This window comes from Gammaproteobacteria bacterium (genome assembly GCA_016200485.1).
GTDB lineage: Bacteria > Pseudomonadota > Gammaproteobacteria > Tenderiales > Tenderiaceae > JACQEP01.
In genome coordinates this window covers 40,908-53,013 of sequence record JACQEP010000014.1, presented here as the reverse complement: position 1 = coordinate 53,013, position 12,106 = coordinate 40,908, and the positions used below count along the sequence as shown (strand labels likewise).

Annotated in this window: 14 protein-coding genes; 8 read left to right on the top strand and 6 right to left on the bottom strand. The window is 52.8% G+C overall.

Going from position 1 to position 12,106, the window contains the following annotated elements:
* Nucleotides 1-8: 8 nt before the first annotated feature.
* The 6 genes from HY272_09025 to HY272_09000 form a co-directional block, all read right to left on the bottom strand.
* Complete coding sequence (locus tag HY272_09025) at nt 9-353, bottom strand: thioredoxin family protein (GenBank protein MBI3772825.1); 345 nt, start codon at nt 351-353, stop codon at nt 9-11.
* 62 nt (nt 354-415) lie between these two features.
* On the bottom strand, nt 416-841 hold the full coding sequence (locus tag HY272_09020) for a DUF192 domain-containing protein (protein MBI3772824.1): 426 nt from the start codon (nt 839-841) through the stop codon (nt 416-418).
* A 48-nt stretch (nt 842-889) separates the two neighbouring features.
* Complete coding sequence (locus tag HY272_09015) at nt 890-1,687, bottom strand: response regulator (protein MBI3772823.1); 798 nt, start codon at nt 1,685-1,687, stop codon at nt 890-892.
* A 94-nt stretch (nt 1,688-1,781) separates the two neighbouring features.
* Nucleotides 1,782-2,363 (bottom strand): septum formation inhibitor Maf, encoded by a 582-nt coding sequence (maf, locus tag HY272_09010; GenBank protein ID MBI3772822.1) that lies wholly within the window; start codon nt 2,361-2,363, stop codon nt 1,782-1,784.
* Nucleotides 2,364-2,373: 10 nt separating this feature from the next.
* On the bottom strand, nt 2,374-4,206 hold the full coding sequence (gene oadA, locus HY272_09005) for a sodium-extruding oxaloacetate decarboxylase subunit alpha (GenBank protein MBI3772821.1): 1,833 nt from the start codon (nt 4,204-4,206) through the stop codon (nt 2,374-2,376).
* Between the two features lie 35 nt (nt 4,207-4,241).
* Nucleotides 4,242-5,660: an acetyl-CoA carboxylase biotin carboxylase subunit gene (locus HY272_09000; GenBank protein ID MBI3772820.1), complete on the bottom strand. Its 1,419-nt coding sequence runs from the start codon at nt 5,658-5,660 to the stop codon at nt 4,242-4,244.
* Nucleotides 5,661-5,866: 206 nt separating this feature from the next.
* On the opposite strand from HY272_09000, the gene HY272_08995 reads away from it, so the two are divergent.
* The 8 genes from HY272_08995 to fabF all read left to right on the top strand — a co-directional run bounded on the left by HY272_08995 (nt 5,867) and on the right by fabF (nt 12,105).
* Nucleotides 5,867-6,388: a DUF177 domain-containing protein gene (locus HY272_08995; GenBank protein ID MBI3772819.1), complete on the top strand. Its 522-nt coding sequence runs from the start codon at nt 5,867-5,869 to the stop codon at nt 6,386-6,388.
* 48 nt (nt 6,389-6,436) lie between these two features.
* Nucleotides 6,437-6,616, top strand: a complete 180-nt coding sequence (rpmF, locus tag HY272_08990; protein MBI3772818.1) for a 50S ribosomal protein L32 — start codon at nt 6,437-6,439, stop codon at nt 6,614-6,616.
* A 4-nt stretch (nt 6,617-6,620) separates the two neighbouring features.
* The gene (gene plsX / locus HY272_08985; protein MBI3772817.1) at nt 6,621-7,643 is read left to right on the top strand and encodes a phosphate acyltransferase PlsX; all 1,023 of its coding nucleotides are present in this window, start codon (nt 6,621-6,623) and stop codon (nt 7,641-7,643) included.
* A 10-nt stretch (nt 7,644-7,653) separates the two neighbouring features.
* Nucleotides 7,654-8,622 carry a ketoacyl-ACP synthase III gene (locus tag HY272_08980; GenBank protein ID MBI3772816.1) on the top strand — a complete coding sequence of 323 codons (969 nt, stop codon included), beginning with the start codon at nt 7,654-7,656 and terminating at the stop codon, nt 8,620-8,622.
* A 38-nt stretch (nt 8,623-8,660) separates the two neighbouring features.
* Nucleotides 8,661-9,596 (top strand): ACP S-malonyltransferase, encoded by a 936-nt coding sequence (gene fabD, locus HY272_08975; protein MBI3772815.1) that lies wholly within the window; start codon nt 8,661-8,663, stop codon nt 9,594-9,596.
* Nucleotides 9,597-9,611: 15 nt separating this feature from the next.
* Complete coding sequence (gene fabG, locus HY272_08970; protein ID MBI3772814.1) at nt 9,612-10,355, top strand: 3-oxoacyl-ACP reductase FabG; 744 nt, start codon at nt 9,612-9,614, stop codon at nt 10,353-10,355.
* Nucleotides 10,356-10,515: 160 nt separating this feature from the next.
* Nucleotides 10,516-10,752: an acyl carrier protein gene (gene acpP, locus HY272_08965; GenBank protein MBI3772813.1), complete on the top strand. Its 237-nt coding sequence runs from the start codon at nt 10,516-10,518 to the stop codon at nt 10,750-10,752.
* A 111-nt stretch (nt 10,753-10,863) separates the two neighbouring features.
* Nucleotides 10,864-12,105 (top strand): beta-ketoacyl-ACP synthase II, encoded by a 1,242-nt coding sequence (gene fabF, locus HY272_08960; GenBank protein MBI3772812.1) that lies wholly within the window; start codon nt 10,864-10,866, stop codon nt 12,103-12,105.
* Nucleotide 12,106 lies beyond the last annotated feature (1 nt).

Here is a 12,106-nt window from a genome sequence, read left to right as displayed (position 1 = left end):
CCGTACAGTCAGGGCATTTCTTGAGGAGGGGCTGACATCGCCTGTTCTATCGCAGTCCGCAATGCAACCAGGGTTGCCTCGCACTGCAATTCAGCACGAAACTCACCCTCCATATAGAGGAATAGTGCAGGAAGATGAAACACGCTGAACTCCTGAGTCAGGGCTTGATCCCGGCCAGCATCCACTTTGAAGATTCTGACATCAAGATATTTACGCGAATATTGATCGAGCAGTTGTTCCCAGTAACGACACGAGGAACATTCGCTGCTGGAAAAAAACACCAATGCCATACCACGGGTATGCTCCAGTGTTTGATGAAACTCAAATTGTTCCAAGGGACGGACAGCCGCCATGGTCTTCTCCTGATGCTACGTATATCCCTATCCTAGCTAAAACAATAAAATATGCAAGTAATTTAATGGTGATTAATAATCTTGAATTGGTCACCCTTATGAATTCCAAAATTACCGACTGAGCCGGCAGGTAATTCGAGGGCATATTGGATAGGGAAGTGGCTTTGATAGCGGGGACAGGATGTTTGCCGGCAGGGTTGAATATCGAGATAGGTTTCTAACAGTCGACCGTCGGCATCAAAAAAAAGGATATCAAGCGCCAGCAAAGTATTTTTCATCCAAAACGAAACCTGATACGGGCCGGCATAGACGAAGAGCATCCCGTGATTGGGTGCGAGTTGAGTCCGGTTCATGAGTCCTGTGGCATGTTCATCAGGGGTTTCCGCCAGCTCGACAATGAATGTCTTCCCGCTCAAAGTGAGTATCATCTCGGCACCATGGCTGAGATTGCAATAACTCAATATCGCAAGTAGCGTAAAAATCCGCATGCGGCTTCTCATTAGCCAAAAGGGATTACAAGATTGGATGAAGGTAGTTTATGTCGTCAAGATCTTGCGCAATAAACTTTTGACTTCATTGGGCTCAAACGGCTTGTCGCACATGGCAGAAACCCCCGATTGTTTGATCCCCGCCAAGTGACTACTATAAGCTTCGCTGGTCACCATTAGCACAGGAATTGAGCGTTGCTGGCTTTGCTCGCGAATATAGCGTGTCAATTCCTGGCCATCCATTTCCGGCATGTTGTAATCAGTGACGATCAGGTCAAAGAATTGCCGGGACATGGTCTCAACCGCCTCGCGACCATTAGTGGCTTGAACGATGTCATTAATACCCAAATTATTGAGAACTCGCATGATGTGTTTGCGGGCGGTGCTGCTGTCATCCACGACCAATACATGCAAACTATCGAGATCAATTTCTTTTAAAGATTCATTGTCGGGTTCGAGAAATTCCAAAGTGGAGTAGAGTGCGCTCTTTAATTCACTCTGCTGAAACGGCTTCGGCAGGATTGCGACTACGCCCGCTTGGCGAATCGGTTCCAGGTAATAATCAGAATGTTCGCTGGAGACGAGCATAAACGGAATCGATTCCAGTTCCGGTGTTCCGCGCATAGCTTGTACCAGTGCAGTGCCGGTCATGTCCGGCAGGTGCATGGTGCTAATCACAAGATCCGGCTGGAACTTACCCATGTCCGCCAATGCCGATTTGCCATCCGCGAAACGCTCCAGGCGAGATACGCCTAAGGCGACAAGGTGTTGTTTAATCACTGTCCATTGGGTCGAAGAGGGCTCGACCACATTGACCGCAAGATCTGCAATAGACATTTTTTCCATGAGTCAACCATTAACTGTGTCAGATTCAGGTTTATGGTTATCGGATATAAATGGCGAGAACTGAAGTTGTTTCTGGAATAAGCCTGGATATGATTTATATTACATGAATGTTTTCGTTTGCCAGCATATGAACGAGCCGAATCAAAGGCAGTCCCACCAGCGCGTTCGGATCATCGCCTTCCATTTTCTCGAACAACGCAATACCCAGACCTTCGGATTTAAAACTGCCCGCACAGTCATACGGCTGTTCAAGATGCAGATAGTTTTCAATTTGTGTTGATGACAGGGTGCGCATATGAACCGCAAACGGCGCTACCTCCAGTTGCAGGTGATTGTTGACACTATTTAACACCGCCAGTGATGTTAAAAACTCAACCGTGCGTCCAGAGATTTTCTGTAACTGAGTAACGGCCTTGTCATGAGTGCCAGGTTTACCGAGGATGTCATTGCCAATCACTGCCGTTTGATCGGAGGCAATGATAATGGCATTGGGATGGCGCGCCGCGATAGCGCGCGCCTTGGCTTCAGCAAGCCGTAATACCATGCTGCGTGGCGATTCATTGGCCAGTCGTTGTTCGTCCACCGCGGGTGATTCCCATGCAAACGGCAAGCGCAAGCGCGCCAGTAATTCGCGGCGATAGGGCGAAGAAGAAGCCAGAATGAGCTTGCCGCTCATGGAAACGCGATCACTCAAGCTCGATCAAGGTCTCATCTGGATTGACGCTGTCACCCTTCTTGACGTGCACAGCGGTAACCTTGCCTGCGATTGGCGCCTGCACTTCGGTTTCCATTTTCATTGCCTCAGTGATGAGCAGCGGATCACCGGCTTTGACCTTGGCGCCGACTTTGACCAGCACGTCGACGATGGTGCCGGGCATGGAGGTGGTGACATCCCCCGGTTTTTTTGCACGTGGCCGTTTACTGCCTTTGCTGGAAGGGGTTGTGGCGGATTTATTGTTGCCGGAATTTTCAGCTTCAATTTCTTCCAGGGTTTCGACCACAATTTCTTCCGGCGAACCATCCACCGAGACGAAGAAAGGGCGGCGATTGTCAGTTGTGTGACCGGTGCCCGTGACCTTGATGTGATAGGTTTCACCATGCATGGTGACATTGAACTCTATTGGTGCATTATGCGTCGGACACTCAGGTGCCTTCTTCACGTCTTCAAGGGATTCAGGCACCAAAGTACCTGCTGCGCGTTGTTCCAGGAAAGTCTTGCCGATATCCGGGAACATGGCAAAGGTCAGCACATCTTCCTCGTTTTTGGCGAGGGTACCGATCTTGTCACGCAAATTATCCATCTCAGGCGCTAACAAATCGGCTGGCCGGACATCAATGACATCCTCGTTACCGATGGCTTGCTGTCGGACGATTGAATTTACCTCGCCTGGTGCTTTACCATAACGGCCTTGGAGATAATATTTTACTTCGTTGGTAATGTTTTTATAGCGGCTGCCAGTGATTACATTTAACACTGCCTGAGTACCCACGATTTGTGATGTTGGCGTCACCAACGGTGGGTAGCCGAGATCTTCACGTACGCGTGGCACTTCAGCAAGCACTTGATTCATTTTTTCCAACGCGCCTTGTTCACGCAGTTGGTTGGCAAGATTGGAAATCATGCCACCGGGGATTTGATTAACCTGAACGCGAGTGTCTACCCCCGTGTATTCGCTTTCGAAGCGCGCATATTTTTTGCGCACTTCGAAGAAGTAATAGCCGATTTCCTGCAATAATTCGAGATTAAGTCCGGTGTCATATTTAGTATCTCTCAGTGCAGCGACCATGCTTTCAGTCGGTGGGTGAGAGGTGCCGCCGGCGAAGGTGGAAATAGCGGTATCAATGTGCAAACAACCATTCTCGATCGCTTTGAGCTGACACATACTGGCCAAGCCGGCAGTGGCATGGGAATGAATGTGTAATGGAATGCTGACCGCCTTTTTTAATGCCTTGACCAGATCGGCGGTAACGGACGGCGTTAACAGTCCGGCCATATCCTTGATCGCGAGGCTGTCACAGCCCATTTCTTCCAACGCTTTGGCCATATCCACAAATTGTGGAATGCCGTGGACCGGACTAGTGGTGTAACTGATCGTACCTTGGGCGTGTTTCTTGGCGGCTTTAACCGCTTCAATCGAAACTTTCAGATTACGAATATCATTCAATGCATCAAAGATGCGGAAGACATCAATACCATTGGCAGCGCTGCGCTCGACAAAGGCGCGCACGACATCATCTGAATAGTGGCGGTAACCGAGCAGATTCTGTCCGCGCAACAACATCTGTAAGCGGGTGTTGGGCAGAGCTTTGCGCAACTGGCGCAGACGCTCCCACGGATCTTCCTTCAGAAAGCGAATGCAGGAATCGAAGGTTGCACCGCCCCAGACTTCAAGCGACCAGTAGCCCACTTGATCAAGCTTGTTGCAGATCGGCAGCATGTCCTCGGTGCGCATGCGAGTGGCAATCAGTGATTGGTGCGCATCTCGCAGGATGGTATCGGTGATGTGTACTTTAGCCATAGTCCTTGCCAACAATGTTTTAAATTAAGTTGAAATTAGCGACCCAGATGAGCAGAAATCGCCACTGCAATTGCCGCTGCCAATTCGCGTGGCGGGCGCCGTACCGAATAATTGACCAGTTCGGGATGATTCTCGACAAAACTGGTATCAAAGCGCCCTTGACGGAATTGCGGCGATTTAAGAATTTCCTGGTAATAGGGGATCGTAGTTTTAATCCCGTAAAGACCGATATCTTTTAACGCACGATCGCCACGTGCCAGCAGTTCCTCCCAGGTGAGTGCCCAGACCGTGAGTTTGGCGCAGAGCGAATCGTAATACGGCGGAATCTCATAACCGGTATAAATCGCAGCATCGGTACGCACGCCAGGACCACCCGGCGCAAAATAGCGGGTGATGCGGCCAAAGCTGGGCAGAAAACCGTTTTTGGGATCTTCGGCATTGATACGAAATTCCATCGCGTAGCCACGGCGTTTGACGTCTTCCTGTTTGTAACTCATCGGCATTCCGGAGGCGATCCGAATTTGTTCACGGACGATATCAATACCGGTGATTTGCTCAGTTACGCAATGCTCAACCTGCAGCCGCGTGTTCATTTCCATGAAATAGAATGTGTCGTCTTTGTCGAGCAGGAATTCAACCGTACCAGCATTTTGATAATCCACTGCCTTTGCCGCACGCACAGCCAGTTCACCGATATAGGCGCGTTGCTCATCGGTTATCTGTGGTGATGGAGCGATCTCAATCAACTTTTGATGTCGGCGTTGAATCGAGCAGTCGCGCTCAAACAAATGAATCACATTGCCGTGACTGTCGCCGAGGATTTGAACCTCAATATGGCGTGGATTAACGACGCATTTCTCAACGAATAACTCGGCGCTACCAAAGGCCTTGGTCGCTTCGGAAATCACGCGGTCATAATTGCGGCGCAGGTCTGATTCGTTGTCACAGCGGCGAATCCCACGGCCGCCACCGCCGGAAGTCGCCTTGAGCATGACCGGATAGCCAACCCGGTGAGCGATCACCACGGCCTCTTCCAGCGAGTTGACGTTGCCATCGCTGCCGGGAGTTACGGGGATCCCGGCCTTGATCATGGTATTGCGGGCCTCGATCTTGTCCCCCATGCGGCGGATGGCAGTTGGCGAGGGGCCGATGAAGCGTATCCCGCGGCGCTCACAAATTTCAGCCAGCTGGGCGTTTTCGGAGAGGAAACCATAACCGGGGTGGAGGGCGTCGCACCCTGCCGCGACAGCCAGATTCACGATCCGATGGGCATTCAGGTATCCGGCGACGGAGTCTGGCCCCAGATTATAGGCTTCGTCGGCCTTTTTGACATGGAGGGAATGACGGTCGGCATCGGTATAGATAGCGACGGAGGTGATTCCCATTTCGGCGCAGGCGCGCACGATGCGGACCGCGATTTCACCCCGGTTGGCAATCAGTATCTTTGATATCATATTGAAATCTAAGTTAAATAAATCCGCTCATCGAGGGCTGGGATGGGTTTGGGGCGGCAACCCCAAGCCATCCGCCAGCCTGTAAAATCCCTTATTTCGGTTCTACTCAAATAAATCCTCCAAGTCAAGCAAGATGCGGGATAACGGTGTGAAAATAAAGAAATTTCTTTGACAGAGGGGCGGCAGCAGTTTAAAATTTCGCGCCTATGCTGGAACCGCAGCCACAGGAATTCTTTGCGCCTTTTAAACTGGCTCGCCAGTCTCAGCAATTGCGGGGACAGATGGCGATGGTAGCGATGGCGCGTTTGGCAGGGTTGCTCGCTGTGGCACCGGAAGAAAAACTCGAGTTTGAGTTGAACTTCGGGGTCGATGAACAGGGTACGAGTTTTGTGCACGGTAACGTCAAAGCGGTGGTGTCGATGACGTGTCAGCGCTGCGGTGATCCCGTGGCGGTGACGGTTGAAAGCCCCGTCGCGATAGCCTTCGTCACTAGCGAAGAGGAAGCGAACCGTTTGCCGGAAGGGCTGGAGCCTTATTTAGTAGTAGAAGACCGGGTAATACTCGCTGATTTGCTCGAAGATGAGTTGATTTTGGCCTTGCCGATCGTGGCAACGCATCCAGAACAGACATGTAATCCCTGGTTTCAGCGTGACCAGACGCCCGCAGAAGCGGTCGAGGAAAAACGGCCCAGTCCCTTTTCGGTACTGGAGCAATTAAAGCGGCATTGAGAAATGCCGAGTATTTTTGGTTTGATTTAATAACAGGAGTCCATTGCAATGGCTGTCCAAAAAACCCGTAAGAGTCCGTCCAAGCGTGGCATGCGCCGGGCCCATGATGCCCTGACCGCTTCGACGTTGTCCGTCGACTCTGCTTCAGGTGAAACCCACCTTCGTCATCACGTTTCTCCGGATGGTTATTACCGTGGTCGCAAAGTGATCGCGGGTAAGGGCGAATAAACCCTTGAGTCACACGATCGCGCTTGACGCCATGGGCGGCGATCACGGCCCAAGCGTGGTCGTGCCAGCCGCCATCAGCGTTTTAAAAGAGCGCTCTGATCTGAATCTCATCCTGGTCGGTGACCAGGATGAGTTGGCAGGTTATTTGCGCCGTCTTGGTAATGCTGCCAGCGAGCGGTTACGCATCCATCATGCCTCGCAACGCGTGGCAATGGATGAATTACCCTCGGTTGCCTTGCGCTCCAAGAAAGATTCGTCGATGCGCGTGGCCATTAATCTGGTGCGTGATGGCGCAGCCGATGCCTGCGTCAGCGCCGGTAACACCGGCGCCTTGATGGCGATTGCCCGTTTCGTGCTGAAGACCCTGCCCGGCGTTGATCGCCCCGCGATTATTTCCACCTTGCCCACGATGAAGGGGCATGTCCATATGCTGGATTTGGGCGCGAATGTGGATGTCGGCGCCGATATCCTGTTCCAGTTTGCGGTGATGGGTTCGATTCTGACCCAGGCCGTGGACAACAATCCTAATCCCACCATTGGTCTGCTCAATATTGGTGAGGAAGAAATGAAGGGTAACGAAGTCGTTAAGGAGACCGCACGCTTGCTGAGCGAGAGTGGCCTGAATTATGTCGGTTACGTCGAAGGGGACGATATCTACAAGGGGACTGTGGATGTCGTGGTCTGCGACGGATTTATCGGCAATGTCGCGCTCAAATCCAGTGAAGGGGTAGCGAAAATGATCGCCCACTTCATGAAGCAAAGTTTCAACCGTAATTGGATCACGCGTCTGGCGGGTTTGATGGCTATGCCGGTGCTGCGCTCCTTCAAAGACAAAATCGATCCGCGCCGTTACAATGGTGCGAGTTTAGTAGGGCTGCAAGGGATTGTGATCAAGAGCCATGGCGGCGCGGACCAGTTCGCCTTCGCCAATGCCATCAAGGAAGCGATGATTGAAGTGGACAAGGCGGTTCCGGCACGTATTAACCAGCAGTTGGAAGAAATCCTCATCAAGCGGCAAGCAGGCTGAGGGCTGAGGCGTGACTTATTCCAGGATCATTGGCACAGGGTCTTATCTGCCAGCGAAGGTGTTGACCAATGCCGAGCTCGAGACCATGGTCGAGACCTCGGATCAGTGGATACGCGAACGCACGGGCATCGAAAAACGTCATATCGCGGCCGCAGGTGAAACTACCTGCGATCTAGCCGAAGCGGCGGCACGACAAGCCATCAGCGCGGCCGGAATCAAACCCGGCGATCTGGATTTGATCATTATCGCCACCACCACGCCCGACAAAGTCTTCCCCAGCACCGCTTGTTTGTTGCAAAAACGTTTGGGCATCCATGGGCCCCCCGCTTTCGATGTGCAGGCGGTGTGTTCCGGTTTTGTCTATGCGCTATCGGTGGCGGATAAATTTATTCGTACGGGCGCCACCCAAAAGGCACTGGTCATCGGTGCCGAAACGTTTTCCCGGATTATTAATTGGAAAGATCGTACGACCTGTGTCTTGTTCGGTGATGGCGCGGGCGCAGTTGTGCTTTCTGCCAGTGAGGCCCCCGGCATTCTTTCCACGCATCTTCATGCCGATGGCCGTTACGATGAATTGCTGCATGTGCCCGCCGGGATTTCGCGCGGCTACGATGCAGTGCTGGCAGGTACCGCCTATACTGAGATGCAAGGCAGCGAGGTCTTCAAGATTGCCGTGCGCACCTTGGGGCGAATCGTCGATGAGACGCTGGCGGCCAACAATATGGAGAAAAGTCAGATCGACTGGCTGGTACCGCATCAAGCCAATATCCGGATTATCGAGGCCACCGCCAAAAAACTGGACATGCCAATGGAACGGGTGGTGGTGACGGTGCAGTCACATGGTAATACCTCTGCCGCCTCAATCCCCTTGGCGCTGGATGTTGCAGTGCGTGATGGTCGGATCAAGGCAGGCGACGTGTTGTTACTGGAAGCCTTTGGCGGTGGGTTTACCTGGGGTTCTGCGTTAATAAAATATTAATTAAAACAGGTAGTTTAATATATTTATTAAAGGTAATTATCATGTCAATCGCAATTGTCTTTCCTGGGCAGGGCTCACAGTCAGTCGGAATGCTGGCCAATTTGGCTGAAACCTGGCCGCAAGTAAAAGAAACATTTGCTGAAGCTGGCTCGGTACTGGGTTACGACCTGTGGCAATTAGTACAACAAGGCCCCGAGGAAGCACTCAATCAAACGGATAAAACCCAACCGGCGATGCTGACCGCCGGGGTTGCGGTGTGGCGAGCGTGGCGGGCAGCCGGCGGTCGTGCGCCTGCGTTTATGGCGGGCCACAGTCTGGGTGAGTACACGGCATTGGTTTGTGCCGAGGCAATCGATTTTAAGGTGGCGGTAAAGTTGGTCGAAACCCGTGGTCAATTGATGCAGGCCGCCGTGCCCGCCGGTCAAGGCGCCATGGCCGCAATTCTTGGTTTATCGGACGCGGATGTCATCGCTGCCTGTGAAGAAGCGGCCCAGGGCGAAGTGGTTGAGGCGGTGAATTTCAATGCGCCGGGCCAGGTCGTGGTCGCCGGTGCCAAAAATGCCGTCGAGCGTGCGGCAACGATTGCCAAAGATAAAGGCGCCAAACGGGCCATTATCCTGCCGGTGAGCGTACCTTCGCATTGCGCGTTGATGCGGCCGGCGGCGGACAAGATAGCTGAAGTTCTGGTCAAAACTGAAATCAAGGCACCTAAAATTACCGTGCTGCACAATGTCGATGTTGGCTCGTACAGCGATGCCAATGCCATCCGCAAGGCGTTAACCGATCAATTGTTCAGACCGGTGCGCTGGGTGGAAACGGTGCAGACACTGGCACGTGAAGGTATCAGCCAGATCGTCGAGGCCGGTCCCGGCAAGGTGCTGGCCGGTTTGAACAAGCGCATCGAGAAAGAAGTGACAACGCTGCCGGTGTATGACGCCGAGACGCTGTTGTCCGCAGTGGAAGCCGTTAAATAATTGAGGGGAGCACTTATGACGCTTGCGAACGAAATTGCTTTAATCACCGGCGCCAGCCGCGGTATCGGTAAGGCCATTGCCCTGTCACTTGGCAAAAAAGGGGCGGTAGTGATCGGGACCGCTACTTCAGAAAAGGGTGCAGCAGATATCTCTAACTATTTGAAAGAAAATGGTATCAAAGGTGTTGGTTTGATGCTGAATGTCACCGATCCGGCCTCGGTCGATGCAGTGGTGGAGCGCGCCATTGGTGAATTCGGTGCACCGAGTATTCTGGTGAACAATGCCGGGATTACCCGTGACAACCTGTTGATGCGGATGAAGGATGATGAATGGAACGACATCATCAATACCAACCTTACGTCCATCTATCGCATGAGCAAGGCCTGCATTAAAGGCATGATGAAGGCGCGTAGAGGCCGGATTATCAATATCGCCTCGGTGGTCGGGGTCAGCGGTAACGCGGGCCAGACCAACTACGCTGCCGCCAAGGCGGGAATGATAGGCTTTACCAAGGCCTTGGCCCGGGAAGTGGCCTCGCGCAACATCACCGTTAACGCCGTAGCCCCCGGTTTCATTGATACTGATATGACGCACGGCCTGCCCGAGGAGCAAAAGGCAGCCCTGTTGCAACAGATTCCGCTGGCTCGATTGGGGAGCGCGGATGAAATCGCCGCGACTGTGGCCTTCCTGGCCTCGCCAGAGGCGGGGTATATCACGGGGCAGACGCTAAACGTCAACGGTGGCATGTATATGGCGTAGGGGGCGGATTTCAAGCCCGCCCTTCTGTAACACCTAGGTGACTGATTTGGTTGAAATACTGTAAGATTGCCGCTTTCTGGCTTGCATCTTACGGTTTAAAGGATAAAATACCGTCCGCGGCCAAGGCCGCATCGCAAAATCTCTGGAGGAACAACTGATCATGAGCACTATCGAAGAACGCGTCAAGAAGATCGTCGTCGAGCAATTAGGAGTCAAGGAAGAAGAAGTCACCAAAGAGGCTTCTTTCGTGGATGATCTTGGCGCTGACTCACTCGATACCGTTGAGCTGGTGATGGCACTGGAAGAAGAATTTGAGTGCGAAATTCCGGACGAAGAAGCTGAAAAAATCACGACCGTCCAACAAGCCATTGATTATATTAACTCCCACAAGGGTTAAGCTCGCAGAATTTCTGCTAAAGGCCGCAGTACCTTCACTGGTTGCGGCCTTTTGTTTTCCCGTGTGTAATATTATTAAGCCATTGAATGGCGCATTACAGGAATTAACTGCGTGAGTCATAAACGTCGCGTTGTGGTGACTGGTCTGGGCATGGTTGGCCCGGTTGGATTGTCAGTTAAGGAATCCTGGGCGAATATCCTGGCCGGCAAGAGCGGTATCGGACCGCTCACCCATTTTGATGTCTCTGAATTCCCGGTATGCTTTGGCGGCTCGGTGTGGGGTTTTGATGCCGCGAATTACATGTCGTCCAAGGACGCGCGTAAGATGGATCCTTTTATCCATTACGGTATCGCGGCCGCCAAGGAAGCGATTGAAGATTCCGGAATCCAGGTCACCGAGGCCAACGCTGAGCGGATTGGCGTGATGATCGGCTCCGGTATCGGCGGTTTGCCCGGTATCGAAAAGGGACATGAGACCTTCAGAGAATCCGGCCCACGCAAGATTTCGCCGTTCTTCGTTCCCAGCAATATCATCAACATGATCTCGGGCAACCTGTCGATCATGTATGGTTTCCAGGGACCGAATCTGGCGATCGTCACCGCCTGTGCCACCGGCACACACAACATCAGTGAGGCCGCGCGGATTATTGCCCGTGGTGACGCCGATGCCATGATCGCGGGTGGTGCGGAAATGGCGACATCGCCCACCGGCCTGGCCGGTTTTGCCGCTGCCCGTGCGCTGTCGACCCGCAACGATGATCCGGCCACGGCCAGCCGTCCATGGGACAAGGACCGCGATGGTTTTGTACTCAGCGATGGCGCAGGCGTTGTGGTACTGGAAGAATATGAATCCGCCAAACGCCGCGGCGCGAACATCTATGTCGAGCTGATTGGCTCTGGCATGAACGGGGATGCCTATCACATGACGATGCCCAGCGAGGGCGGCGCCGGTGCTAAGCGTTGTATGAAACTGGCGCTGAATGATGCCGGTATCAATCCTGAGCAAGTGAATTACATCAATGCTCATGGCACCTCGACACCCGCCGGTGACAAGGCTGAAACACTGGCCGCGAAGGGCTTGTTTGGCGATTATGCGTACAAACTGGCAATGAGTTCGACCAAGTCGATGACCGGTCATTTGCTGGGTGCGGCGGGCGGTATTGAGGCCGTGTTCTGTGCATTGGCGATTCGTGACCAAGTGGCACCGCCGACCATCAATCTCTTCACGCCTGACCCAGAGTGCGATCTTGATTATGTGCCGAATGAAGCGCGACAGATGAAGATCGATGTCGCCATGTCCAACTCCTTTGGTTTTGGCGGCACCAACGGCACGCTGGTGTTCCGCAAAGTTTAAT

Excerpts from the sequence above, each read along its gene's own strand:
- oadA (MBI3772821.1), bottom strand. The coding sequence starts at position 4,206 with ATGGCTAAAGTACACATCACCGATACCATCCTGCGAGATGCGCACCAA.
- rpmF (MBI3772818.1), top strand. The coding sequence starts at position 6,437 with ATGGCTGTCCAAAAAACCCGTAAGAGTCCGTCCAAGCGTGGCATGCGC.
- acpP (MBI3772813.1), top strand. The coding sequence starts at position 10,516 with ATGAGCACTATCGAAGAACGCGTCAAGAAGATCGTCGTCGAGCAATTA.
- HY272_09000 (MBI3772820.1), bottom strand. The coding sequence starts at position 5,660 with ATGATATCAAAGATACTGATTGCCAACCGGGGTGAAATCGCGGTCCGC.
- HY272_08995 (MBI3772819.1), top strand. The coding sequence starts at position 5,867 with ATGCTGGAACCGCAGCCACAGGAATTCTTTGCGCCTTTTAAACTGGCT.
- HY272_09015 (MBI3772823.1), bottom strand. The coding sequence starts at position 1,687 with ATGGAAAAAATGTCTATTGCAGATCTTGCGGTCAATGTGGTCGAGCCC.
- HY272_09025 (MBI3772825.1), bottom strand. The coding sequence starts at position 353 with ATGGCGGCTGTCCGTCCCTTGGAACAATTTGAGTTTCATCAAACACTG.
- HY272_09020 (MBI3772824.1), bottom strand. The coding sequence starts at position 841 with ATGCGGATTTTTACGCTACTTGCGATATTGAGTTATTGCAATCTCAGC.
- fabG (MBI3772814.1), top strand. The coding sequence starts at position 9,612 with ATGACGCTTGCGAACGAAATTGCTTTAATCACCGGCGCCAGCCGCGGT.
- maf (MBI3772822.1), bottom strand. The coding sequence starts at position 2,363 with ATGAGCGGCAAGCTCATTCTGGCTTCTTCTTCGCCCTATCGCCGCGAA.